11 protein-coding genes and 1 pseudogene are annotated in these 25,592 nt (G+C 71.5%); 2 read left to right on the top strand and 10 right to left on the bottom strand.

Features of this window, described 5'->3' with window-relative positions:
• Positions 1–27 precede the first annotated feature (27 nt).
• Positions 28–2,790, bottom strand: a complete 2,763-nt coding sequence (locus K228_RS0117410; protein WP_025619587.1) for a penicillin acylase family protein — start codon at positions 2,788–2,790, stop codon at positions 28–30.
• Positions 2,791–2,891: 101 nt separating this feature from the next.
• On the opposite strand from K228_RS0117410, the pseudogene K228_RS0117405 reads away from it, so the two are divergent.
• Positions 2,892–3,554: pseudogene (locus K228_RS0117405) on the top strand (hypothetical protein); the annotation flags it as partial.
• Between the two features lie 18 nt (positions 3,555–3,572).
• Here the strand turns inward: K228_RS0117405 and K228_RS0117400 are convergent.
• Positions 3,573–5,582 (bottom strand): ABC transporter ATP-binding protein, encoded by a 2,010-nt coding sequence (locus K228_RS0117400; RefSeq protein WP_033777037.1) that lies wholly within the window; start codon positions 5,580–5,582, stop codon positions 3,573–3,575.
• Between the two features lie 206 nt (positions 5,583–5,788).
• Here K228_RS0117400 and K228_RS0117395 point away from each other — a divergent pair, with 206 nt between their 5' ends.
• Positions 5,789–6,286 carry a helix-turn-helix domain-containing protein gene (locus K228_RS0117395; protein ID WP_025619584.1) on the top strand — a complete coding sequence of 166 codons (498 nt, stop codon included), beginning with the start codon at positions 5,789–5,791 and terminating at the stop codon, positions 6,284–6,286.
• Here K228_RS0117395 and K228_RS0117390 read toward each other — a convergent pair.
• The 8 genes from K228_RS0117390 to K228_RS0117355 form a co-directional block, all read right to left on the bottom strand.
• Entirely contained in the window at positions 6,208–7,956 is a 1,749-nt protein-coding gene (locus tag K228_RS0117390; RefSeq protein WP_025619583.1) for a galactose-binding domain-containing protein, read from the bottom strand. The two genes, K228_RS0117395 and K228_RS0117390, sit on opposite strands and share 79 nt — an antisense overlap.
• Positions 7,957–8,018: 62 nt before the next feature.
• On the bottom strand, positions 8,019–9,083 hold the full coding sequence (locus K228_RS0117385; protein WP_025619582.1) for a methyltransferase: 1,065 nt from the start codon (positions 9,081–9,083) through the stop codon (positions 8,019–8,021).
• Between the two features lie 13 nt (positions 9,084–9,096).
• Complete coding sequence (locus K228_RS0117380) at positions 9,097–10,476, bottom strand: MFS transporter (RefSeq protein ID WP_025619581.1); 1,380 nt, start codon at positions 10,474–10,476, stop codon at positions 9,097–9,099.
• A complete protein-coding gene (locus tag K228_RS0117375) occupies positions 10,469–14,968 on the bottom strand; it encodes a non-ribosomal peptide synthetase (protein ID WP_025619580.1) in 4,500 nt (1,499 codons plus the stop codon). Before K228_RS0117375 ends, K228_RS0117380 begins: the two co-directional genes overlap by 8 nt.
• Positions 14,965–18,279 carry a non-ribosomal peptide synthetase gene (locus K228_RS0117370; RefSeq protein ID WP_025619579.1) on the bottom strand — a complete coding sequence of 1,105 codons (3,315 nt, stop codon included), beginning with the start codon at positions 18,277–18,279 and terminating at the stop codon, positions 14,965–14,967. Before K228_RS0117370 ends, K228_RS0117375 begins: the two co-directional genes overlap by 4 nt.
• Positions 18,276–19,010: a DUF6875 domain-containing protein gene (locus tag K228_RS0117365; RefSeq protein ID WP_025619578.1), complete on the bottom strand. Its 735-nt coding sequence runs from the start codon at positions 19,008–19,010 to the stop codon at positions 18,276–18,278. Before K228_RS0117365 ends, K228_RS0117370 begins: the two co-directional genes overlap by 4 nt.
• 5 nt (positions 19,011–19,015) lie before the next feature.
• The gene (locus K228_RS0117360; protein ID WP_025619577.1) at positions 19,016–20,377 is read right to left on the bottom strand and encodes an FAD-dependent oxidoreductase; all 1,362 of its coding nucleotides are present in this window, start codon (positions 20,375–20,377) and stop codon (positions 19,016–19,018) included.
• Positions 20,374–25,512: a non-ribosomal peptide synthetase gene (locus K228_RS0117355; protein WP_025619576.1), complete on the bottom strand. Its 5,139-nt coding sequence runs from the start codon at positions 25,510–25,512 to the stop codon at positions 20,374–20,376. The genes K228_RS0117360 and K228_RS0117355 overlap by 4 nt, the downstream gene beginning before the upstream one ends.
• Between the last annotated feature and the right edge of the window lie 80 nt (positions 25,513–25,592).

Here is a 25,592-nt window from a genome sequence, read left to right as displayed (position 1 = left end):
GCACGTCGACACCCCCGCCCCAGGCCGTTACGGCTCCAGGGTGAGCGTCCGCGCCGCCTCAGCCTCAATCGTGGCTCGCTCCCAACGCATCGGCAGGGTCTCCCCGGTACGCCACAGCTCCAACTGGTCGTCGTAGTTTCGGTGGAAGGCATGCCCGGAGTTGCCAGTCAGCTGGATCCACCGGGAGGCGTCCAGGTCCGCCAGGTCAACGATCATCCGCATGGATGGGACGGCGTTGACCTCGTACCCGGTGGCCGCGTCCCAGCCGGTGGCGTTGACGATCGCGCTGCCGCCGGAGACGCTGACCGGGTCCGCATTGAAGAGCCACTCGACGACCCCCACGCCCGAGGTGCCAAAGGACTGGTTCCGCACGGTCAACGTGTGCATCCGGCCCCAGCGCCAGTCGGCCGGCTGGTCGCCCTGGTCCCGGGAGAGCTCGCTCGCCGCCGCTTCGGCCACCGCCCGCAGCAGGTCGTCCCGGCCCTCGACGGCCTCGGTCTCCGGCCGGTCCCACCACCGCGAATCGGGCTGGCTGAGCAGACCCCGCACCACCTCGTACGACTGGTCGTTGCCGTCGAGCCGGTAGTTCGCGGGCAGTTCGTCGAAGGTCGCCAGGAGCAGGTGCCGCCAGACGGCGTTGTAGTACGCCGCCGCGGCGGAACGGCGCCCGTCCTCGGTGCCCGGCTCCCCCTCCGCCGGCTGCTGGTAGTCCCACTCCCGCCACAGGTCGGTGGCGGACCGGACCAGGCCCGAGGCATCGGCGCCAACAGCCGCCTCGACCGCCGGGACGAGCGTCGGCGCGAAGCCGTTGCGGTTGTCGAACTGCATGGCCTGCACGTCCGCGACGGTGATCTCTCCGGCGTCCCGGGCCGAGCTGATCAACTCGTGAATACGCTGGCTGCGGTAGCCGTAGTGCCAGTCGGTGGTGAGCAGGTGCGGGTACGAGGGGCCGATGACGGCCTCGTTGGCGGTGACCAAGTAGCCGGCGGGCGGGTTGATGACGCTCGGCAACTCCGCGAAGGGAATGAAGCCCTGCCAGTCGTACGCCGAGTCCCACCCGGGTGCCATCCACCGTCCGTCTCCCTTACCTCGCACCGGGATTTGGCCGGGGGCCTGGTAGCCGATGTTGCCATCGGTGTCGGCGTAGACGAGGTTCTGCGCGGGCACCTCGAACAGCGCCGCCGCGGCGCGGAATTCGGTCCAGTTCGTCGCGGTGTTCAACGTGAAGATGGCGTCGGCGGTCCGGCCCGGCGCGAGCGCCGTCCAGCTCAGCGCGATGGCGTAGCCGTCGCGCTGCTCGTCATCGATGGTCGCCGACTCGTCGGGGTGCAGCTCCGGGGTGGCGGCGACCGACGCCGGCGAACCCGCCGGGTCGACCGGCGGGGTGAGGCCGATCTCGCGTAGTTCGGTCGACGCGTCGGAGAGCAGGGGGCCGTGCCCGGAGGCCCGGACGGTGATGGACACGTCCTCGCCGCCGGCGACCCTGATCGTCTCGGTGCGAGTCTCCAGCGGCTGCCACTCTCCGTCGACCTGCACCCGGTCGCCATCCACCCGCTCCAGGTAGAGGTCGGTAACGTCGGGGCTCAGGTTGGTGAAGCCCCACGCGATCTGGGCGTTGTGCCCGATCACCACCCCCGGCGTGCCGGCGAAGCTAAATCCAGAGACATTGATGTCGCACGCACAGTGCAGGCCGTTCTGGTACCAGATGCCGGGCATGCTGGGGCCGAGGTGCGGATCGTTGGCGAGAATCGGCTTCCCGGTGTCGGTCAGGTCGCCGGCGATAACCCACGAGTTGGAGCCGATTCCCCGACCGGTGCCCAACATGGTCGGCAGCCGGGAGAGCCCGCCGGCCAGCGCGGTAACCATCTCCGTGGTAGCCGTACCAACGATTGGATCAGTCGACTCCACGGCCGTGGTTGGTTGGGCAGTGGCTGCTTCGCCCGGCTCCGCGGCGAGCACGCCCACGCCGGTGCCGGCAGTTCCGGCCCCGGCGGGAGCCGAGCGCTCAGCCGGGGCCGGGGATGCCTGGGTGGCCGGGGAGGCTTCCTGGTCAAAGACGCCGTCCACGATGCCACCCCCACCGACGATCGGCTTGTGCCGATCGAAGGGGTACGCCGGATACAACTCCTCGACCTGCTGGCGGGGCAGGCCCTCGGCGAGGAGTGCCGCCCGGGCGATCTCGTCTTTCATGTTGCCGCGTAGGTCCCACGCCATCGCCTTCAGCCAGGCGAGACTGTCCACCGGGTGCCACGCCTCGCTCTCATAGTCCGAGTTCTGCAGGCCAAGCACGGCGTACTCCAGACTCGCCCGACCCCCGTCGTTTTCGTCGAGCCAGGCGTTCACCCCGTCGGCGTACACCTGCAGGTAGCGCTTGGTGTCCGGCCCAAGAAGGTCCCACTCCTGCTCGGCGACCCGACGCCACCCCATCGTCCGCAGGTAGATGTCGGTCTCCACCTGGCTCTCGCCGAAGAGCTCAGCGAGTCGGCCCGCGGTGAGATGGCGGCGGAAGTCCATCTCCCAGAACCGATCCTGCGCGTGGAGGTAGCCCTGGGCACGAAACAGGTCCTCGGCGGTCTCCGCGTACACCTGCGGGATGCCGTGCTCGTCGCGGTGCACGGTGACCGGTGCGGTGAGCCTGGGCAGCCGAAGCGCACCGTCGTGCTGCGGGAACGCTCGCCGCACCGTCCACACGACGGTGAGGGTGAGCACGAGGGCCAGCGCGGTGAGGACCGCCACGGTCCAGAGCGCGATCTTACGTATCCGGGGCGAAAGAATACGTGCAGGATTCACGTCGAAATCCTAGAGGTTTGACGGGCCATTAGGTGATCTTGAAGCTCGGGTAACGTACGCCGGTAGTGGCAGTCATTGACGCGAACGAGTGGCGGGAGCGGATGAATCCGACGATCGCCCTTCTCCCCAGCGCACTGCTCGGACCCGCCGTCTGGCAGCCGGTGCGGAATCACCTCCGCGCCGCCGGCCGGGACGTCATCGTCGCCGGGGAGCCGGGAGCGAGCGGGACCTCTGTGGCCGAAATCCTGCGGTGGTACCTGGACAGCCTGCCCACCGGCCACGACTACGTGCTGGTGCCGCAGAGCAACGCCGGCCTCTACGTCCCGGCCATCACCGCGCAGCGCTCGGTGACCGGGCTTGTCTTCGTGGACGCGATCCTCCCGCCCCAGCAGGGAACCACCCCGGTGGCACCACAGGGCCTCCGGGAAATGCTGCACACCCGCGCCGGGCCGGACGGCGAGCTGCCGGTCTGGACCTCCTGGTGGCCGCCGGAGGAGGTCGCCGCCCTCTTCCCGTCCGAGCAGGTCAGAGCGGAGGTGTCCGCACAGCAACAGCGCTTTCCGCTCAGCTACTTCGCGCAGCAGGTAGCCATCGCCCCCGGCTGGTCCGACCGTCCCGCCGGCTATCTCGCCTTCGGCGACGCGTACGAACCGGAACGGCTCACGGCGGAGAGTTGGGGCTGGCGCTCGGCCCGGCTCGACGGCGGACACCTGCACATGCTGAACGCACCGGGCGAGGTCGCCACCGCGATCGCCCGGCTGCTCAGATCGGCGCCGACCGCGTCACGGCGCGCTCTTGGCGGCGGCAGCGGTCTGGCGAGGTAGCGGCACGGGGGTGTCGTAGCCGGCGGCCTGGAGGGTGAACAACTCGGCGTACCGACCGCCGACGGCGAGCAGGTCGTCGTGGGTGCCGGTTTCGACGAGCCGGCCGTGGTGCAGGACGTAGATGCGATCCGCGTGGCGAACGTTGGCCAGCCGGTGGGTGATGAGGATGGTGATCCCGTGGCCCTGCCGGTCGCGGATGGCCTGGAACAGGGCGTCCTCCGCCCGAGGGTCGAGTGCGGAGGAGGGCTCGTCCATGATGAGCAGGTCAGCGTCGCGCAGGAAGCCCCGGGCGGCCGTGATGCGTTGCCACTGCCCACCGGAGAGGTCCTGGCCGCCGGCGAAGGTCCGGTCGAGCAGGGTCTCGTAGCCGTGCGGCAGATCCTTGATCATGTTGTGGGCGACGGCGCGGTCGGCGGCGGCCTCGATGCGATCGGACTGCGGGGTGGTGGTGAGGTCACCGATGGCGATGTTCGTGGCGGCGGTGAACGGCCACTTGTGGTATTCCTGCGTCACCACCGCGATCCGGGCCCGTAACGCGTCGGTGTCCCAGTCGTCGGTGGGCCGACCGTTGTAGCGGATGGTCCCGTCGGTGGGTGTCCGCAGGGTGGCGATCATAGTGGCGAGGGTGGACTTACCAGAGCCGTTCTCCCCCACGAACGCCACCGTCTGCCCCGCCGCGATGCTCAGGCTGACCCGGTCAACGGCGGCGGTGTCCCGGTCGGCGTAGCGCAGGCTGACCGCGTCCACCTCGACCGCGCGCAACCGCTGCGGCACCGAGCGGTCGGCGTCGCCGGCACGCCGCTCGGACAGGTAGTCGGCGTCGCCGGCACGCCGCTCGGGCAGATAGTCGGCGGCCCGGGTCATGAAGCCGGTGTAGTCGCGGAAGTGCTGGCCCTCGGTGTAGGCGCGGTCCATCTGGAAGGTGACCACCGCCAGGGATCGCTGTGCGGACTGCACGGCGATGACGCCGGTGGCCGCGGCGGCGAGGGGGATGTGCCCTTCGATCAGCAGGGCCCCGAGTAGCACGTAGACCACGGCGGTGGCGATCCCACCGATCATCGCGCCGACGGTGGTGGTTGTGGTGACCCGACGGGCCAGGGCCAGCTGGATCCCGGTCTCGACCCCCATCACCCGGTCGTACTGGTCGAGCAGGAAGGACCGCAGTCCGTAGGTGCGCAGCTCGGGGGCGGAGTCGCGTTCGGCCATCAACCGGTGCAGCAGCCACAACCGACGCCGCCGCACCGAACCCGCCGCGTACGTCTGATAGCGCAGGTGCCCGGCGCGCAGCGACGCCCAGCCGTTCGGCACCGTGGCCACCAACAGGGCCACCAGCAGCAGCGGGTGGATCACCACGACGGCAACGGCGACGGCGAGCACGCCGGTGAGGCCGGCGAGCAGGTTCACCGACGCCTGCACCAGGCCGGTGGTGGAGTCCGCGCCTCGGGAGGCCCGCTCCATGTCGTCGGCGAAGGCGTCCGCGTCGAAAGCCTCCAGCCGTACGGCCGTGGTCACCTCGAACAGGCCCCGTTCCACCTCCCGGTCGACCTTCGGGCTCAGGCCGTTCTGGGCGTACCCCATCGCGGTGGCCATGCTGGCGCGCAACGCGGTCACCGCCGCGAGGGCGACCAGGGCGGGTAGCGCGGCGAGCACCTTGTCGGCGGTCGGCCCCCCGGCGAACAACTCCACCAGTACCCGCTGCGCGGCGAGGAGCCCGAAGGCGGCCAGCACTCCGGCGCCCACCGTGGTGGCCGCCACGATCGAGGTGCGCAGCCGGTCGGCCCGCCAGCTGACGGCCAGCGCGGCGCCCACCAGTCGGGGCAGCTCGGAGAAGACCGCGAAGAGACCGGCCTGCGCCCGCGCTCGCACCCCGGTCTCCCACCACATCTGGCGTAACTCCGGTAAGGCCGAGTCTCGCTGGTTCGGGTTGGGCTGATCGGACGGGCGGTCGGGCAGGCTGGTTGTCGACATGCGGGAAACGTAGGACCGGTCGGGGGGACACGCCCGCAGCACCGCGCGCCGACAATGTCGGTAGCCGCGACACCGATTCCGACAATGTCGGTGGCGGCGACATCGATGCCGACATCACCCGAACGCGTCGGCGGCGGCGGGCGGAAGTGTCACCGCCGACAGCTACGGTGTTCGCTCATCGTGACCGCGACCCGGGGGTGGCAGCGATGCGCGACGCCGACGACACCAGGACCGCCCGTCGCGCCCTCGGCCGTCGCCTCGCCGAGCTGCGCCGGGCCGCCGGGCAGACCCAGCACGGCCTCGCCCGACTGGTCCAGTACGGCCGCAGCTCCGTGGCGAACACCGAGACCGGTCGCCAGCACCCGGAACGGCCCTTCTGGGCCCGCTGTGACGAGGCGCTGCGCACCGGTGGGGTGCTCACCGCCGAATATGACCGCATCGCGCACCGGGAGCACCGCCACCGTACGGCCCAGCCGCGCGGTGCCGCCCCGACCAGCGGCCCCCCAGCCACGTGGTGGGAGGCCGTGGACGACACCGAAGGCTGCTCACCGGCCGCTCTGGTGCACCGGCTCTGTCTCCTGCGCCACGATGTGGACCGCGCGATCGTCGCGCTGACCTGGCTCGGCTACCACCCCACCGCGACGATCAACCACTCCGGGTCGCCCGCGGAGATGAACGAGGACTGGTCCGCGACATCGTCGTAGGGGAAGCCGTAAGAGAGGCCGTCGATGGACTGCTCATGCCAGAACTTCGCGTAGTAGTTCGCCGGTGCCTGCTGGTAGAAGAGGCTTGGGTCCTCCCACTGCGACCGGGGCAGGTGGGCAACGTGCCGGTTCAGCGCGGCACAACCGTCCGGGTTACTCGCCAGTGGTCCGGAGCAACCGAAGATCTGGGCGGTGGTGGCCGGGATCCCGACCGACGACGCGTACCCGCTCAGGTAGTCGGCGTATTGTCCGCCCGAGCGGAACTGGGGCGTGTTGCCGGGGGACGGCACGCGATACGGCGCCTCGATCGTGGCGAGGTGCTTGAACTCGGCCGGCATCGCGTCCGAGAACCGCTGGAACCTCGGGTCGCGGTCCTCGGCGAAGATCGCCTCGGTCTCCCCGACGGCTCGGTCGTATCCGCCACCGGCGCGCAGCCGCATCGCCAGTGGGAGCCCGAACGCGTCCACCCGGGTGGTGTTGCCGTTGAAGCGGTCCGCGGCGACGGTGAACTCGACGAAGTCCCGATACTGGCTGGTGGGTGAGCCGAGGTAGAAGTACATCCGGCCGGCCGAGTTCGCCGGCATGTCGATGTACGGCTGTTCGGCGATGGAGCGGGTCTGGCCGCCGAAGCTCCAGTACACCTGGCTGTCGGGGTAACGTCCGTTGGTACGGTTCAGGATCTTGACCGTGAGGACGTTCTGGGCGGGCGGGATCGTGCTGGTGTCGCCCCAGAAGTCGTCGCTCGGCGGTGGTTCCGACTCCGTCGTACGCACGACGAACTCCCAGAGCGAGTAGCCGTACGGGGTGTTCCGGGCGGTGCCGTACATCCGCACGTACCGTCCCGTGTCGGAGACATCGAGCGTCTGCACGCCGCCGGAGCCGGTCGTGGTGGCGTAGCGGGTGGTCCACGGTCCGGCCGGACTGTCGGCGGTCTGCAGCTCGAACGCCCGCGCGGAGGCCGCCTCCCACCTCAGGACGACCTGGCAGATGGTCCGGACCGCGCCGAGGTCGACCCGAAGCCACTGCGGGTCGGCGAAGGCGCTCGACCAGCGGGTGGCGATGTTGCCGTCCACGGCCGCCGCGGCCGGCGTGGTGGAGGTCTCGACCGAGGAGGTCGTCACGTCGCGACCGAGTGCGGCATTACCCGTACAGGTGGGGGTGCTGCTGCCGTAGACCTCGAACTCCCACAGAGAGTAGCCCCACTCGGTGCCCCGGTCGGTGCCGTAGAGCCGGATGTAGCGCCCGGTGCCGCTGACCGTGAGGTTCTGGGTGCCGCCCGTCCCGGCGGCCGTCTGGTAGATCGTCTGCCAGGGGCCGGCGGGGTTTGCCGAAACCTGGAGCTGGAAGGCGCTCCCGTAGGCGGCCTCCCAGCGCAGGGTTACCTGGCTGATCGTGGCGGCGCCGCCCAGGTCAACCTGGAGCCACTGCGGATCGCTGAATTCGCTCGACCAGCGGGTGCCCGGGTCGCCGTCGGTGGCGGCGGTGGCCGGAGTGTCGTCGAGTTCGACCGAGGAGGCGGTGGTTGGCTTTCCCTGGGAGAGCAGGGCGGCTGCGGCCTTGGCCCGCTGGGCGGGAAGCGTCAGGACGGTGGCGAGTAGGACGAGCGGGACCGCGAACGCCAGCGCGCGGCGGTAGCGCGGACGGTGGGAGATCGGGCGAGCTGTCGGCATGACGGGCTCCCGGACGGGTGATGGTGGCAGAGAGCGCTCTCAGCGTCATCGATATTATCGAATTAGTCAAGCGGCCTGACCTGCGCGATCACCAGCTGGTCCGTCTCCGAACCACTGAGCACCTGCTGCCGCACGTCGATGAAGCCAGCCTCGTGCAGCAACCCGACGAGTTCGTCGTGGCCGTAGGCCCGACCGCCCTGGGTGTGGAAGAGGTTCAGGCTGAACATCCGGACGAACGCCGCGCCCAGACCGGCCGTCGGCTGCTCCGGTGCCGTGGCGAGCGGCTCGAGCAGGGCCACCCGGCCGCCGGGGCGCAACGCGGCGGCGACCCGACGCAGCAGGGTCAGCGTCTCGGTCGCCTGGTAGCCGTGCACGACGTTGAAGAGCAACGCCAGGTCGTGACCGGTACCAAAGTCGGCCTCGAAGAGGTCACCCGCACGTAGCGTGCACCGGTCGGTCAGGCCGGCTGCGGCGACGGTCTCGGCCCCCTGGGTCAGCGCACCGGCCAGGTCCACCACGGTGGCCCGCAGTTGCGGGTGTGCGGCGAGGAAGGCCACCGGATAGCTCGCGTGCCCGCCACCGACATCGAGCAGGCTACGCGCGTCGGCCGGCACCGGCAGCAGCTCGACGATCTCCGCACTGAGCCCGTCGGCGAGTCGACGCAGCATGGTCTGAAAGTCCGCCAGAACCTCCGGTCGCTGCTCCAGCCAGGCGTAGAAGTCACCGGTCGGAGTGCCGGAGCAGATCGACGACTCCAGGTCGTGCCACCAACCGGTGAGCAGCGCCGACCAGAAGGCGAGCACCGGCGCGAAACTGTCCGGGGCGGCCCGCAGGAGCCAGCGGGTCGTGTTGGCGCTGTTGGCGTACCGACCGTCAGCCTGGATCAGGTAGCCGAAGCTGGTCAACGCGTCGAGCAGGATCCGCAGTCCGAGCGGATCAGTGCCGGTCCGGACGGCGAGCCGCTCGACCGGGAGCGGACCGCCGGCCAGCTCCTCGAAGACGCCCAACCGAAGCGCGGCGCCGGCGCTACGGAAGGAGACCGCGTCGAGCAGGTCGAGAAACGCGGCGGGGGCGGCGTCGGAGGCGTGGAACTGCTGCGCCTCCTCCGGGCTCAACGGCACTGGCATGGCAGGGCTCCCTTCAGGTGGCGGGTTGGCGGTCGGTGGAGACGGTCCCAGGACCCGGGGTGTCGCCGGGGAGATCGTCAGGACCCGGGGTGTCGTCGGGGAGCGCGTCAGGAAGATCGTCGGCGGCGCGCAGCACCGGTCGGGTCCAGGCGAGCACGGCGAGGAGCACCATCGCCACCCCGGTGACCGCGAAGAGCAGCGCGATACCGCGGCCCTCCCCGGTGCCGATCACCCGACCGACCGAATCGGCGAGCACCCCCTCCGGGCGCAGCAGCGGCTCGAAAAGGCCGTCGGCGATCGGCCCGGCCAGCACGTACGCCAGCGGCACACTGGCGTCACCGATCACCCGGGCGGTGGCGAGCACCCGGCCCAGCACGGAGGGCTCGGTCTTGGTCTGGATCAGGGTCATGGTGGAGCTGTTCACGATCGGCAGGGTGAAGAGGAAGAGCGGTGCCACCACCCCGATCAGCCAGGCGGACGGGGCCGCCGCGTGCAGTGCGAGAGCCACTCCCCCGAGCGCGAGCCCGCCGCAGACAGCGGTGACCCGGCGGGTCGGTCCGCCCCACACCCCCATCACCAGGCTGCCGGCGAGGAGACCGGCGCCCCCCGCGGACATCAGCAGGCCGAGGGTGTCCGCCGTGGCGAACGAGAGGATCAGTGGCTGTACCAGGACCCCGGCGATACCAAAGAGAAAGTTGAAGGCGCCGAAGACCACCATGAGCGTAAACAGGCTCGGCCGTTGCCGCAGGTACCGCCAGCCGGCGGCGGCTGTCCGCAGTACCGCCTCGGCGGGACCGGATCCGGCCGGGCGGGTCACCTCGGCGGGTAGCCGGACCAGCAGCAGGGTCGAGGCCGCGACCACGAACGTAGCCAGGTCGATCGCCATCACCCCGCCGATCCCGACGGTCACCACGAGTACCCCGGCGACCAGTGGCGCGGCGATCTGCACCGCCCGGGAGACCTGCATCAGCCCGTTGAACCGGCCCAACTGTCGCTTGCCGACCAGCGCCGGGGTCATCGCCTGGTAGGCGACCTGATGCACGGTGGACGCGGTGGCGCTCACCGCAGTCCCCAGGTAGATGTGCCACACCTGGAGGGCGTCGGCGACGACCAGCGCGGCGAGCGCCGCCGTCCCGGCGGCGGCCACGGTGTCGGCGACCAGCATCAGGCCGCGGCGGTCCCGACGGTCGGCCAGCGCCCCGGCGAACGGCGCGAACAGTACCGCCGGCAGGGTGGCGGCAAGAAAGATCAGCGAGAACTGGGTGACCGAACCCGTGCGCTGATAGACCCAGACCCCGAGGACGAACGCGGTAAGGCTCGACCCGACCAGGGAGACGAGCTGGCCGAACCAGACCGCGGCCCACCGGACAGTGGGCACCGTGCGCTCAGCCATGGGCCCTCCCGGGCGGTGGGGCGAGGAAGCCGGCGGCCACGAACGCCGACAGGTAGGTGTGCAGCAGCCGCTCGTCGGCCGGTCGGCAGGTGATCCCGGCCGCCGCGAGGGTCGCCTCGGTGCCGGTGCAATCGAAGTCCGGCTGCGTCCGAACCGGGGTATCCACCTCGAAGAGCGGGGCGAGCCGGGCCAGCGCGGCGTCCGGCCGATCCAGCAGTGCCGCCCGCCAGCGCGGGTACGGCACCGATGTCACCGGGTAGCCGAAGCTGGTCAGCGCGGCGGCCAAGGCGGCGTACGACATGGTCTGGTTGTTGTAGTAGTGGTGGTCCGTCATCACTCCCGCCCGGGTCAGGTGCCCGATGCCGGCCCCCACGTAGTTGACCGGTGCGAGGTCGGCGGGGTCGTCGATCTCCGGTACGGCGCCGAGCTGCACGCAGGTCTTCAGCAGCCGGCTGAAGTAGTCGTCGGTGTTACCAAGGCCGCTGTCGGCGTCCCCGGTGATCCGGGCTGGCCGGTGCACGCTGACCGGCAGCCCCCGCTCCCGGGCGGCCCGGACCAACGCGTCGGCCACCCACTTGCTGGCGTTGTAGCCGTCGGGGAACCCGTCACGGTCGGCCGGGACGTCGCCCTCGCGCACCAGAGTGCCGCGGTGCGACGGGGTGACGAAGACCCCGAGGGTGGAGACGAAGTGCACCGCACTCGGGCGGCCGGTGCTGGCCAGCCGGAGCACCTCCAGCGTGCCGCCGACATTCGCCGGGCGCAGCGTCGAATACGGCGCGACGAAGTTGACCACGCCGCCGTTGTGCACGATCGCGTCCAGCCCTTCGCCCAACTCGGCGAAGTCCGTACCACTCAGGCCGAGCCGGGGTGCGCCGAGGTCGCCCGGGACGCCAATCAGACGGCCGGCGTACTCCGGCCGCCAGAGGCCGTACCGGCGTAGGTTGGCGCGGACCCGGTCGAGGGCGGCGGTCGGGGTGTCCGCCCGGACCAGACAGTGCACGGTGGCGGTGCTGTGGGCGAGCCAGTCGGCGAGCAGGTACGCCCCGAGGAATCCGGTCGCCCCGGTGCAGAGCACCGCACGTACCGGCGCAGCCGACATCCCGGACGGTACGACCAGGTCAGCGGGGAGTCGCGCCTCGGTGCGGAGCAGGTCAACGTCGCTGTCCCGGGTGGGCTCGACTCCGTCAAGAACGGCGGCGAGGTCGGCGAGGTCGGCGGCGGAGAAGAGTGCCTGCAGCGGCAGCTCCACCCCGAGCGCGGCCCGGACCCGGGTCGCCAGGCCCGCCGCGAGTAGTGAGTGTCCACCAAGGTCGAAGAAGTTGTCGTGCCGGCCCACCGGGCCGGTGTCGAGCAGCTCGGCCCAGATGCCAGCGAGCGTCTTCTCGGTTGGAGTGGCCGGCGGCTCGTGCGCCGGTCGGTCGGTCTCCTCCGGTCGGGGCAGGGCGGCCAGGTCGAGCTTGCCGTGCCGGTTGGTGGGCAGGTCGGGTACCCGGATGAAGGCGGTGGGGACGAGGTACTCCGGCAGCCGGCGGCGCAGCGCGATCCTCGCCTCGGAGCCAACCGGGGTGGTGTCGTCCCCGACCAGGTAGGCGACGAGCCGAGGGCCGGCCGGGGCGTGGTCGACAACCACGGCGGTACGGCGCACCCCGGGCAGGGCGGCACAGGCCGCCTCGACCTCGCCGAGCTCGATCCGATGGCCCCGGATTTTGACCTGTTGATCGGTCCGGCCGAGGAATTCGAGGTTGCCGTCGGCACGATGCCGGGCGAGGTCGCCGGTGCGGTAGAGCCGCGACCCGGCGGGGCCGTACGGGTTCGGGACGAAACGGTTCGCGGTTTCGCCGGGATTGTCGAGGTATCCGCGGGCAGGGGCGGTGCCACCGATCCAGACCTCGCCGGCGAGGCCGATCGGCACCGGCCGCAGGTGGGGATCGAGGACGTGCACCTGAACGTTGGGCACCGGGCGGCCGATCGGCAACCGGGTCAGGCCGGGCAGTTCGACGCCGTCCACGGTGGCGTAGGTGGTGGCGCAGACGGTCGCCTCGGTCGGGCCGTAGTGGTTGTGCAGGGTGACCCGGCCGCCGGTGAGTCCCGCCCAGCGGCGCACCATCGCCAGGTCCACGGGTTCCCCACCGACCATCATGGCGCGCAACGTGCCGACGTCCGGCGCACCGGGGCGCGCGGCAAGGTCGGTGACCCAGCGGGCCCAGAGCGGCGCGGCGGTGTCAACCAGGGTGAGGCCGTGCGCCCGGCACAGCTCGACCAGGCCCGCGCCGGTGATCGCGGCCGGCTGCCGGTGTACCACGATCATGGCCCCGGTGACCAGGGCCGGGAAAAGGTCACCGACGGAGGCATCGAAGCTCAGTGGGGGCAACATGAGCAGCCGGTCACCCGGACCGATGCGGTGCAGGTCGACGAAGGCCAGGGCCAGGTTGACGGCGGTGCGATGGCTGACCATCACCCCCTTCGGCGTGCCGGTGGAGCCAGAGGTGTGAATGACGTAGGCGAGCTGGTCCGGGTGGACCGTCCGGGGAGCAGCAGGCGCCGTTTCCCCGGTCGGGCCGGCGTCCGCCGGTTGGCCATCAGGACCAACAGCGAGCACGGTGCCGACGTACGGCGGGTCGTCGTGCGTGTCCGCCCCGGCGGCCAGGGCGGCGGCGAGCTCGGCCTCGGCCAGGCAGACCGGGGCACCGGCGGCGGTGAGCAGGGCACGCAGCCGGGCCGGGGGGTGGCCGGGGTCCACCGGAAGATAACCGGCGCCGGCCTTGAGGATCGCCAGGACGCCGGTGACGGCGGCACGGCCGGCGGCCAACGCGAGCCCCACCGGCTGGTCGGGGCGGACCCCGCAGCGGCGCAGGTGCGCGGCGAGCCGGTCGGCGTCGGCGTCCAGCTGCCCGTAGGTCACCGCCGGCCGGTCCGGCTCGCCCGGGCTGATGTCCAGCAGGGCCGGCGCGTCCGGGTCGGCCGCCGCCCGCGCGCTGACCAGCTCGTGCAGCCCCGAGCCACCCGGGTACGCCCGGTCGGTGTTGTTCCAGGCGGTCAGGGCGCGTCGCTCGGCGGGGCCGACCAGTTCCAGCGCGGAGAGCGGCAGGTGCGTCTGGGTCGCCAACGCCCACAGCACAGACCGGAACCGGTCGACGAACCGGTCGATGGTCGCCTGGTCGAAGAGATCGGTGTTGTAGTCGACCACGGCGGTGAGGCCGGCCGGGGACTCGTACACCGCCACGGTGAGGTCCATCCGGGCGGTTTCCCGCAGCACCGGCACCGGGCGGACGGCGAGACCTGGCCGGGGGCCGGCGACGCCGGCCTGATTCAGGACCAGCATCACCTGGAACAGTGGGTTGCGGCTCGGGTCGCGGGGCAGCCGCACGGTCTCGACGATCCGCTCAAAGGGCAACTCAGCGTGCGCCAGGGACTCCACGCAGGTACGCCGGACCCGGGCCAGCGCCTCGGCCAGCGTCGGGTCCCCGGACAGGTCGGTGCGCAGCGGCAGGCTGTTGGCGAGCAGGCCGACCATCTCCTGCTGCTCGGGGTGGGTGCGCAACGTCACCGGGGCGCCGACGCAGACGTCGTCGGTGCCCGCGAGGCGGGCCAGCAGCACCTGGAGACCGGCGAACAGAACCATGAAGCGGGTGCAGCCGGTCCGCTGCGCCACGCCGTCGAGCGCCGCGATCAGCTCGTCGGTGAAAGCGAAGCCGTGGGTGCTGCCGGCGAAGGTCAGGGCGGCGGGTCGCGGCCGGTCGGTCGGCAGGTCGAGCACGCCGGAGCAGCCCGCCAGCCGGTCGGTCCAGAACTGACGTGCCCGGTCGGCGGCGGCGCTGGCCAACCAGTCCCGCTGCCGGAGCACGTGGTCGGGGAAGTGTGTGGTCGGCGGAGCGGTCGCGGCGGCCGCCCCGGTGCGCCGACGGTGGTGGCCGTCGAGGAGCCCGATGAGCACGATGTCGAGGGACCGCTCGTCGGCGATGATGTGATGCAGGGCGACCACCAACAGATGCTCGTCCTGGTCCAGCCGCCCCAACCGGACCCGCAGCAGGGGCGCCCGGCCAAGGTCGAACGGCGTTTCACTCTCCCGACTGGCGACGGCGGTCGCTGTGGCCTCGCGGTCGGCGGGCGCCACCGTGGTCAGGTCCTCCACGATCAACTGACATCGGGCCGCCGGGTCGGTTGTGGGCAGGATGACCTGCTCCACCTCCCCGTCCCGCTGCACGAACCTGGTCCGGAGGGCATCGTGCGCGGCGACGACCTCGTCAAGCGCGGACTGCAGCGCGACGAGGTCCAGCCGGCCGGTGACCTGCACTGCCTGACTGAGCACGTACGCCGCGCTTCCGGGCTGAAGTTGGTCGAGGAACCACATGCCCTCCTGCATCGGGGAGAGTGGCACCCGGGCGTCCGGGTCCCGAGGGGGCACCCGGACCGGCTGGGCCCGCCGGGCCAGTCCCCGGCGGGCCATCAGTTCCCGGATCAGCCGTTCGCGATCGGTCCCGGAGTCGTTCATTCCGGGCCGCCCAGCAGAGTCCGCAGCTCCTCGTCGGAGAGGTCGGCCACCTCCGTTCGAAGGGCGGCTACGGCGTCGGTCCGGCCGGCTACCTCCTCCGTGGAGCGCAACGCGCGGGCCATCGCGTCGATCGTCGGCGCCTCGAAGAGGATCCGGATCGGCACCTCCGTCTCCAGCGCGGCGCCGATCCGACTCAACGCCTGCGCGCCGAGGAGGGAATGGCCGCCGAGCCGGAAGAAGTCGTCGTGCACACCGATCCGCTCGACCTGCAGCACCTCCTGCCAGATTCCGGCGAGTACCTGCTCGAGGGCGTCGCGGGGGGCGACCCGCTCGACCCGCGGGTCGGTCCAGGTGGGGACAGGCAGGGCGTTCCGGTCGACCTTGCCGTTGCCGTTGAGCGGCAACGCGGTCATCGGCACCAGGGCTGCGGGAAGCATGTACTCCGGCAGCCGGCCGGCCAGGTCGGAGCGGACCTGGTCGGCGAGGGAGTCCGGGGCGGCCCCGGACTCCGGCACAGCGTACGCCACCAGGCGGGTGTCGCCGTCCCCGCCGGCCCAGGTGCCGACCACCGCGTCCGCGATCAGATCGTGGCCCCGGAGCAAGGACTCGATCTCGCCCAGCTCGATCCGGAACCCGCGCACCTTGACCTGATGGTCGGTGCGGCCGAGGAACTCCAGCCGGCCGTCGGCGCGCTGCCGGGCCAGGTCACCGGTGGCGTAGAGCCGGGCGCCGGGGTGGTCGGCGAACGGGTCGGGGACGAAGCGACCGGCGGTCAGGCCGGGCCGACCGTGGTATCCGCGCACCACACCGGACCCGCCGATGTGAATTTCTCCCACCACACCCACCGGCACCGGCTGGTACGCCTCGTCGAGCAGGTAGATCCGGGTGTTGGCGATCGGCGCACCGAGGTCCACCGCGGCCGGGGCCGGTGCCACGGGGGCCGCCGCGGACCAGACGGTGGTTTCGGTGGGCCCGTAGCAGTTCCACAGGGTCCCGTCGTCGGCCTGCAGGGCGTCGGCGAGGTCCCGGGGCAGGGCCTCACCGCCGCAGAGGCGCAGCCGCAGCGTCGGCGGCACCCCGCCGGAGGCCAGCAGCAGGCGCCAGGTCGCCGGGGTGGCCTGCATGGCGGTGATCCCCGCTTCGGTGAGCCGACGACGCAGGGCCGGCCCGTCGCCGACCTCATCGGCGCCCACGACCAGCAGCGGGACGCCCAGCAGCAGCGGCACCAGCAGTTCCAGCACCGAGATGTCGAACGACAGGGTGGTGACCGCGGCGAACCGGTCCTCGGGCGTCAGGTCCAGGTCGTCGTGGAAGGAGGCGACGAGGTTGGTCACGCTGCGGTGCGGGACCGCCACCCCTTTCGGTCGACCGGTCGACCCCGAGGTGTAGATCAGGTATGCCAGTCCGTCCGGATGCGCCGGGACCGCCGGAAGTGGCTCCGCCGGGCCGGGGTCGCCGGTGGCATCGTCGAGCAGCACCGTCACCGAACCCGCCAGCACCGGGCCGAGCCGCGCGACGACCGCCTGGTGGGTCAGCACGACCCGGGTGCCGGAGTCGGCGAGCAGGTGGCGCAGCCGCTCCGGGGGCAGAGTGGGGTCGAGCGGTAGGTAGCCGGCCCCAGCCCGCCACACGCCCAGCACCGCGGCGACCATGTCGACCCCGCGATCCAGGCAGATGCCGACCGGGGTGTCCGGGGCGACACCGGCGGCGAGCAGTCGCCGGGCGATCTGTCCGGCCCGCCGGTGCAGCTCGGCCCGGTCCACGGCCCCGTCCGGACCGATGACGGCAGGTGGAGCACCGGACTCGGCGGGGTCGGTGGGGAGCAGGTCCAGGAGGGTGTCGACCGGTAACGTGCCCCGGTCGGTCTGATTCCACTCGACCACGGCACGCCACCGCTCCACTCCGCTGAGCAGCGGAAGCCGGGTCAGGGGACGATCCGGCTCGGCGACCGCCGTGTCCAGCAGGGTGCACAGGTGCCGGGCCAGCCGGTCAACCGTACCGACGTCGAACAGTTCGGTGTCGTACTCGAAGGCCAACCGCAGGGCGCCCTCGTCGGTCAGCTCACCGGCGAGGGTGAGGTCGAACTTGGCGGTGCCGCTGTCGACCCGCAGAGAGGTGGTCGTGCAGCCGGCGAGACTGAAGGCGTTCTGCGGTACGTTCTGCAGGATCAGTTGGGCCTGGAAGATCGGTGCGTGGGCCAGACTGCGTTCTGGCTGCATCTCCTCAACCACCCGCTCGAACGGCACCTCGGCGTTGCCGAGACCGACGAGGGTGACCTCCCGTACCTGGTCAACAAGTTGCCGTAGCGATGGGGAGCCGGCGGACGACACCCGCAGGGCGAGCGTGTTGACGAAGAAGCCGACCAGCCGCTCCAGGTCGGGATGCTCCCGGCCGGCGACCGGGGTACCGATCACGATGTCGTCCTGCCCGCTGTGTCGGGACAACACCGCCTGGAACACGGCGAACAGGGTCATGAACATGGTGACCCCGGCACCCTGGTTGAACTCCTCAACGCGGCGAACGGCCGCCGCCGGGACGGTGACGTAGTGACAGGCACCCCGATACGAGCGATTGGCCGCGCGGGGCCGGTCGGTCGGGAGGCTGAGCAGGGCTGGTGCCCCACGCAAATGCGAAACCCAGTGGTCGAGCTGTCGGCGCAGCGCGTCACCGGCGAGCCGCTCCCGCTGCCAGACGGCGAAGTCGGCGTACTGCGTGGGCAGCTCGGGCAGGTCGGCCGGGACACCCGCCAGTGCGGCCGCGTACGCGGTCTCCAACTCCTGGAAGAGCACCCCGATCGACCAGGCGTCGAAGACGATGTGGTGCACGCAGAGCGCCACGTGATGCCGGTCCGGGTCCGTCCGGATCACCGCCACCCGCAGCAGCGGGCCTGCGGCCAGGTCGAACGGTTGCCCAGAGTGCGCTCGGACGAGCGCGGTGGCCTCGGCCTCACGCTGCTCCGCCGGCAGCCCGCTCAGGTCTGTCTCGGTGAGATCCACCTCGCCAGTCGGTCGCACCACCTGCACCGGTTCGCCGCCGGATTCGCTGAACGTGGTACGCAGCGCCGGATGCCGGTTGACGAGCGTGGTCAGTGCGGTGCGCAGCGCCGCGACGTCCAGTGGCCCGTGCACCTGGAAGGCGACCGGGATGTTGTAGACCGGGATGCCCCCGGTGAAGCGGTCCAGGAACCACAGCCGCTGTTGGCCGAAGGAGACCGGGTAGCTACGGGGCGCCTGGGCCCGTTCGGCGAGCAGGCGGGCCAGCAGGGCACGCTTGCCGCTGCTGCCGGGCGTGGTGGAGTCGGCGGTCGTCATCGAACCCCCTGATTCGTGTTGGGGTGCGAGGTGCCGGCATCGGCGCGGGGTTCGGGTATCGGCAGGCCATGCCGCTGCGCGGCCGCCTGGACCTGCCCGCGCAGCGATGCCGGGCCCCCGCGCCCGAAATACCGCAGGTAGCTGGCGAAGGTCACCGGATCGTCGGCGAGGAATGGCAGATCGCTGGCGACCATGTACCGGACCACCAGCATCGGCACCGGGCTCCGCAGTGGCCGGAAGTCTGTGTTCCACAGGCCACCCTTGGCCGGCGGTCCGTCGTGGAACTCACCGAGCATCAGCCCCTGGTCGGTGTAGTGCGGCTTGAGCCGCTGCTGGGTCCGATCCACGACCTGCTGGGCAACATCGTCCGGCAGGTCCGGGAGCGTCAGCAAGATCGTCTTGAACTGGGCGGACGGACCGGTGAGCGGGTCCAAGTGGTGGAACCACTCCCGGTAGGCGGCGAGCACCTCGTCCAGCTCGGCCTCGTCGACGGTCTTCCCCCGATGAACGGCCAGGTAGAAGATCTTCCGGTCCAGGGAGCCCTGGGCATACGGACAGACCGGGCCCTTGCGACCCAGCTCCGGATGGGGTTGACAGAGGTACTCCCGGGCCCAGGCGACCACGGCCCGCACCTGGTCGACCGCCCCGACCAACAGCGGGTGCAGCGGATCGGCGTGTAGGTCGGACTCAGTGAGCAGAATCTGTTCGGCGTTGATCGGATGCGTCAGCACAGCCCTCACCGCCCGATCGCGCTACGACGACCGACGCGGCGGGCGCCGGCGGTGACGGCAAGGCCGATGGCCAGGACGAGCCCGGCGCCGGCCTGGCGCAGGATGCGGTTCTGACGGTTGGCGCGGGCCAGCGCGTCGGCGTACGGGATGGTGCTGTGCGCCACCATCGCGTACAACGGCACCCAGTGTTGCGGCAACAGCCGGGCCAGCAGTCGATCGGCGGCAGCGGAGGCGCTGTAGCCGAACCGGTGCACCCGATCTCGTAGGTCCTCGAAGTTCGTGGTGGACAGGTCGGCAAGCACGTCGGTGTGCGGCTTCCGGGCTGCCTCGTACGCGGCCAGCGCGGTGGCCCGGTCGGAGTGGGCGGTGAGGCAGTCGTCGAGGACCACGCAGTCCTCGAAGGCCGAGTTCATGCCCTGGCCGTAGAACGGGTAGACAGCGTGTGCGGCATCACCGATCAGGACCACCCGGTCCGCGTACCGCCAGGGAGCGGTCCGCACGGTGACCAGGTGCCCGACCGGGTGCTCGGCGATGTCCCGGACCAGGTCGGGCATCAGCTCCTCCGCGTCGGGAAAGCGCCGGCGGAAGAAGTCCCGCACCACCGTCGGGGTGTCGAGGGCGGCGAAGCTCACCGGACCCTCGTGCGCCATGAAGAGCGTGCAGGTCAGCGAGCCGTCCCGGTTGGGGTGAGCGACCATCATCGCCTCGTGACCGGGCCAGACGTGCAGCGCCTCCAGCCGGACCCGGGGCTGACCGTCGGCACCCACCGGGATGGTCAACTCCTTGTATCCCCAGGGGAGAAACTCCTGGGCGTAGTTGGCGCGCAGCCCGTGCTGCAGCTGTTGCCGAACGGTGGAAAAAGCCCCGTCGGCACCGACGATCAGGTCCGCGGTGGCTGTTGTCGGCTCGCCGCCGGCAGTGGGCGTGACGTGTACGGTGCCGTTCTCCCGATCCAGGCCGGTCAGAAGGCGATCGAAGTGAAACCGCACCCCCGGTTCGGCCTCGGCGGCGGTCACCACCAGTGAGATCAGCTCCTCCCGGAGTACCGAGTGGAGAATCTCGTGCTCGCGTACCCCGTACGGCTGGACGCGTACTCCACCATCGGGCGAATGCACCACCCGATCGCGCATCGGCACGCTGTGCTTGAGTACGTCGGCAAGGAGCCCCACCCCGTCCAGCGCCCGCATGCCTCGGGCGGATAGCCCCAGGTTGATCGACCGACCCTCTGGTCGGGCCAGCGCGGAACGGGGGTCCGGACGTCGCTCGAAGACATCCACCTCGTGGCCCTGGCGGGCGAGGTAGAGCGCGGCGAGCGAACCGGCCAGGCCGGCCCCGACGACGACCACACGTTCTCTGCGCCTATTCATACGCCCTCCTCGGCGATCAGACTTTCCAGGAGCTCGTCAACCTCGCGGTCCGAGAGGTCGTCGAGCGAGGCGAGCAGATGCTTGGGGCTGGTATCGGCAGGACCGATCCGGTGCGGTGTCCCGGGGGAGCCCGCGGCGGCGATCTGGACCGCGAGTTCGGCGACGGTGGGCGCGGTGAAGAGGCTCCGCAGCGCCAGCTCGACACCGAAGGTCGCGCGGATGCGGGCGATCAGCCGGGTCGCGGTGAGGGAGTGTCCACCCAGGGCGAAGAAGTTGTCGTGCACGCCGACCTCGGTGCGGCCGAGCACGTCCTGCCAAAGCGCGCTGAGCTGCGCTTCGACCGGGGTACGGGGGGCGGTCGGGCCACTCCCGGTGGTCTCCCGCCAGGTGGGCTCGGCCAACGCCCGTCGATCCAGTTTGCCGCTCGCGGTGCGGGGAAGCGTGTCGAGCAGGACCAGGGTGGCCGGCACCATGTACTCCGGCAGCCGCCGGGCCAGACCAGCGCGGAGCGCCGGCCAGACCGATGCCGGGTCAGCGGCGGCGGGTTCGGTGACCGCGTACGCGGCGAGCCGGACGTCGGAGTCGGCTCCCCAGGTGGTTACCACGGCATCCCGGATGCCGGGCTGGTCGCGCAGCGCTGACTCGATCTCGCCGAGTTCGATCCGGAAGCCCCGCACCTTGACCTGCTGGTCGGCGCGGCCGTGGTAGACAAGACGCCCGTTCGGGAGCCGACGGGCCAGGTCGCCCGTGGCGTAGAGCCGTCCGCCGGGGATCGGGCCGAACGGGTCGGGGCGGAACCGGGCCGCGGTACGGGCTGGGTCACCGTGGTAGCCCCGGGCCACTCCGGTGCCGCCAATGTGGATCTCTCCGATCACACCGTCTGGGACGGGCTGGCCGGCGGAGTCGAGCAGCTGGATCCGGGTGTTGGCGAGGGGACGCCCCAGGTCGACCGGCCCGTCTTCTCCCACCGGCCCCGCCGAGGAGTAGACGGTGGTCTCCGACGGCCCGTACCCGTTGACAACCCGGGCACCGTCGGCGCGCAACGTGTCGGCCAAGTCGCGGGTCAGCGCCTCGCCACCGCTGATCCGCAACCGCACCCCGGCCGGTACGCCGGCTGCGGTAACCAGCATCCGCCAGGTCGCCGGGGTGGCCTGGAGGACGGTGACACCCCGCTGCACGCAGGCGGCCCGCAACAGTACGGCGTCTCGGGCCGTCGCCGCGTCCAGTATCTCGACGCGCGCCCCGGCCAACAGTGGCAGCACCAGCTCGACCACGGAGATGTCGAAGGCCGGGGTGGTGATCGCCGCGACCCGGTCGTCGGCGGTGAGCCCGAACAGCCGGTGACAGCCGACCAGGTGGTTGATCACCGAGCGGTGCGTGACCGCGACGCCCTTGGGTGCACCCGTCGAACCGGAGGTGTAGAGCAGGTAGGCGAGGCCGTCCGGGTGGCCGACGACCGGTGGCGGGTCGGTCGGCAGGTCTGGGTCGAGCTGGTCGACCCGGAGCACCACCGGGGTGGTGCCGGCAGTGGCGATGGCATCGCCGATCAGGGGTATCCCGGCAGGGTCGGTGAGCAGCACCGGCGGAGCCGCGTCGGCCAGCACGGTGGCCAACCGACCGACGGGCAATGCCGGGTCGAGCGGCAGGTACCCACCGCCGGCCCGCCAGACGGCGAGGAGCGCGGCCACCAGGTCGGTGTGCCGGCCGAGGCAGAGTCCAACCGGGACATCCGGGCCGACACCGTGGGCACGCAGCAGGTGGGCGAGGCGATTGACGCGAGTGGCGAGGTCCCGGTGGGACAGTGCGCCGTCCGGGCCGGTGACCGCGACCGCGACCGGGTCGGCCGGTGGAAACCGGTCGAGTAGTTCACCGACGCTGGCCACGTCAGGTAGGGGCAGTTCGGTGTCGTTGCCGTCCCGCAGGATCCGCGCCCGTTCGGCCGGGTCGAGCAAAGGCAGCTCGCGGACGGGGATGCCGGGCCGGTCGAGGGCGTTGGCGAGCAGGGTGAGGTACCGCTGCGCGAGATCGCGGATCCGGTTCGCCTCGAAGCGATCGGTGCGGTAGGTGAGGCGACCGCGCAGCCCTTCGGGGCGGTCCTCCACGGTGAGGGTGAGGTCGAACTTGACCGTGCCGTTCTCCCAGAGCTGGGGGGCGATCCGCAGCCCCGCCGACGTGGCCTCCGGCGGTGGCTCGTCGAGGGCGAACATCACCTGCACCAGCGGGCTGTGGGCGAGGCTGCGAGTCGGGGCGAGCCGGTCCACGATCTGGTCGAAGGGCACGTCCTGCCGCGTCTGTGCGGCGATGCTCGAGGCCCGGGCCTGGGCGAGGACATCGGCGAAGCTGGACCGGTCGGCGAAGCGGGCCCGCAGGGCGAGGGTGTTGGCGAAGAAGCCCACCACGTTCCGGGTCTCGGGTCGGGTGCGCCCGGCCACCGGGACCGCTACCAACAGGTCGTCGGCCCCGGTGAGCCGATGCAGGAGGGTCTGGAAGCCGGCCAGGAGCCGGGTGAACAGGGTGCCATCCTGGCTCGCCCGCAGCCGGGCGGTCAACTCGTCGGGGACGTCGAATACCACCTCGCCGCCGGCGTCGGACTGCTCAGCCGGACCGGGCCGGTCGGCGGGGAGCTCGAGCAGGGTCGGGGCGCCGGCCAGCTCCGCGTGCCAGAAGTCGACGTCGGCCTCGAAGGCGCCACGGTCGGCCCGCTCCCGCTGCCAGACCGCGAAGTCCGCGTACCGCACCTCCGGTGCGGGCAGGTCGGGGCGGGCACCGGCGACCGCTGCCGCATACCCGGCGGCCAGCTCCCGGAAGAGGATCCCGAACGACCAACCGTCGGCGAGACTATGGTGCACCACGACGGTGAGAATGTGCTTCCCACGGCTCCGTCGGACGAGCCCGAACCGGGCCAACGGGCCGGCCGCCAGGTCGAAGGGCTCCCGGGCCGCCGCGTCCACCAGTTCTCGCTCGGCATCATCGGAGGCGGCATCCACAACCGACAGCCGAACCGGCGCGGCGGGCACGACCTTCTGGGTTGGTTCTCCGTCGACCGACGTGAAGTGGGTCCGGAGGGTCTCATGCCGGTCAACCAGCCAGCCCAGCGTTGATTCCAACGCGGCCGCGTCGAGCGGGCCGGTCAGCTCGACCGCCCAGGCGATGTGGTAGGTCGCCGCTCCCGGCGCCAGCTGATCGAGCATCCACAATCGGCGCTGGCTCAGCGACGTCGGCGGGAGGTGGGCTTCGGTGCTCGTACCCGCACCGAACCGCGCTGCCGTCGGTCCATCCGCCGATCGACGGATCCCGGTGTGGACCGGCCGCGCGCCGGCCTGTTCGTCGAGGACGCCGGCCAGCCGGGCGAGGGTCGGGTGTTCGTAGACGAGGCGTACCGGCAGGTCCACCCCGAACCGGTCGGCGACGACGAAGGTCAGCCGAGTGGCGAGCAGGGAATTCCCGCCCAGCGCGAAGAAGTCGTCGTCCGGGGCGGAGGGGCTGCTACCGAGGAGCTCGGCCCAGAGGGCCGCCAGACGCACCTGGACCGGATCGGTCACTTCAGTACCGGGCCGAGCCGCGGGCGGCTCCGGCCGGGGCAACGCCCGCCGGTCGATCTTGCCACTACGGGTCAGGGGCAGCGTGGGAAGGACCAGGTACGCCCTTGGTCGGAGGTGGGCCGGGAGCCGGTCGGCCGCGTACCCGGCCAGTTCTTGGGAGGTCGGGGCCGGCGCGCCGGGACGGGGGGTCAGATATGCCAGCAACCGGCGCCGTTCCCCCTCCCCGTCAACCAGAACAGCGGCGTCCCCAACGGCGGGGTGGGCCCGCAGCGCCGCCGCGACCTCGCCCGGCTCGACCCGAAACCCGCGGATCTTCACCTGCTCGTCGATTCGACCAAGAAAGTCGAGGGTGCCGTCCGGCCGCCAGCGGACCCGGTCCCCGGTGCGGTACATCCGGGACCCCGGGCGAGGGTCGAACGGGTCGGGAAGGAATACCGCCGCCGTGGCCCCCGGGCGACCGAGGTATCCCCGGGCGACTCCGGCACCGCCGGTGTACAGCTCGCCGGGGACCCCGACCGGCACCTGCCGTCCGGCCGGATCGAGAACGTACACGGTGCTCCCGGGCACCGGCCGGCCGATCGGCACCGGGCTCGGCACCGCCTCCGGATCGGTCATCGGGTGCACGCAGGTGAAGGTGGTGTTCTCGGTTGGCCCGTATCCGTTGATCAGGACTGCCCCGTCGCGCACTCGCAGTGCCCGGCGGACCGCCTCCGGGGCGAGCACGTCCCCGCCCGCGAGGAGCTGACCGACCCCGGCGAGGCAGTCCGGGTCAAACTCCACCAGTTGGTGAAAGAGCCCGGCGGTCAGCCAAAGGACTGTGATCCGTTCCTGGCGGAGCAGCCGAGCCAGCCCGGTGAGTTCCAGCGCACCGGGTGGGGCCAGCACGAGCCGGGCCCCGTTGGAAAGCGCGCCCCAGATCTCCAGGGTCGCCGCGTCGAAGGCGACCGGAGCGAGTTGAAGGACTGTCTCGGTGGGCCCCAGGCGCAGGTAGCCAGGCTGATGGACCAGGCGAACCACGGCGGAGTGGGCAACGGCGACCCCCTTCGGCGTGCCGGTCGAGCCGGAGGTGAAGTTGATGTAGGCGAGGCCGGCGGGGTGCAGCCGCCGCGGCGCGGCACCGGTTGACGCGGCGGCTCCCGGCGACGCGGCGGCTCCCGTTGCTCTGGCCGCACCGAGCTGGTCCAGGCGGAACAATCGCCCGGCGCCGGGCACCTCGCCGGCAGCCAGTACCGGCGGGTCCCCGGCAACGGCGAGCAATTGCCGAATCCGCGCTGGCGGGTCGGCCGGGTCAAGCGGCAGATACGCAGCACCGGCCTTGAGCACGGCGAGCAGGGTGACGACGAGCTCCACCGAGCGGGGGAGGACCACCGCCACCGGCTCGTCCGGGCGGATGCCCCCGGCGACGAGCCGGTGGGCCAGGGTGTCGGCCCGCTCGATCAGCTCACGGTAGGTGAGCGTTTCCCCGTCACCATCGGCCACCGCGACCGTATTCGGCTGCCGCCGCGCCGCGGCGGCCACGAGGTCCGGCACGGTGTCGCCGACTGCGGTGGTGGGTGTCGGGTCGTTGACGGTGTCGAGGGGCCCTGCCCACACTGTGCACTCCTTCGCGTCACAACACCGAAAGACAGCTACAGAAGCAGTGGAACGGAGGATGGCAATTCCGCCGGCCCTGC

The organism is Salinispora cortesiana (assembly GCF_000484695.1).
GTDB classification, from domain to species: Bacteria; Actinomycetota; Actinomycetes; order Mycobacteriales; family Micromonosporaceae; genus Micromonospora; species Micromonospora cortesiana.
The sequence above is the reverse complement of the archived record's forward strand: the minus strand, read 5'-3'. Positions and strand labels throughout refer to the sequence as shown.

Coding starts and splice junctions, on each gene's coding strand:
- K228_RS0117400 (WP_033777037.1), bottom strand. CDS start 5,582: ATGTCGACAACCAGCCTGCCCGACCGCCCGTCCGATCAGCCCAACCCG.
- K228_RS0117395 (WP_025619584.1), top strand. CDS start 5,789: ATGCGCGACGCCGACGACACCAGGACCGCCCGTCGCGCCCTCGGCCGT.
- K228_RS0117390 (WP_025619583.1), bottom strand. CDS start 7,956: ATGCCGACAGCTCGCCCGATCTCCCACCGTCCGCGCTACCGCCGCGCG.
- K228_RS0117385 (WP_025619582.1), bottom strand. CDS start 9,083: ATGCCAGTGCCGTTGAGCCCGGAGGAGGCGCAGCAGTTCCACGCCTCC.
- K228_RS0117380 (WP_025619581.1), bottom strand. CDS start 10,476: ATGGCTGAGCGCACGGTGCCCACTGTCCGGTGGGCCGCGGTCTGGTTC.
- K228_RS0117375 (WP_025619580.1), bottom strand. CDS start 14,968: ATGAACGACTCCGGGACCGATCGCGAACGGCTGATCCGGGAACTGATG.
- K228_RS0117370 (WP_025619579.1), bottom strand. CDS start 18,279: ATGACGACCGCCGACTCCACCACGCCCGGCAGCAGCGGCAAGCGTGCC.
- K228_RS0117360 (WP_025619577.1), bottom strand. CDS start 20,377: ATGAATAGGCGCAGAGAACGTGTGGTCGTCGTCGGGGCCGGCCTGGCC.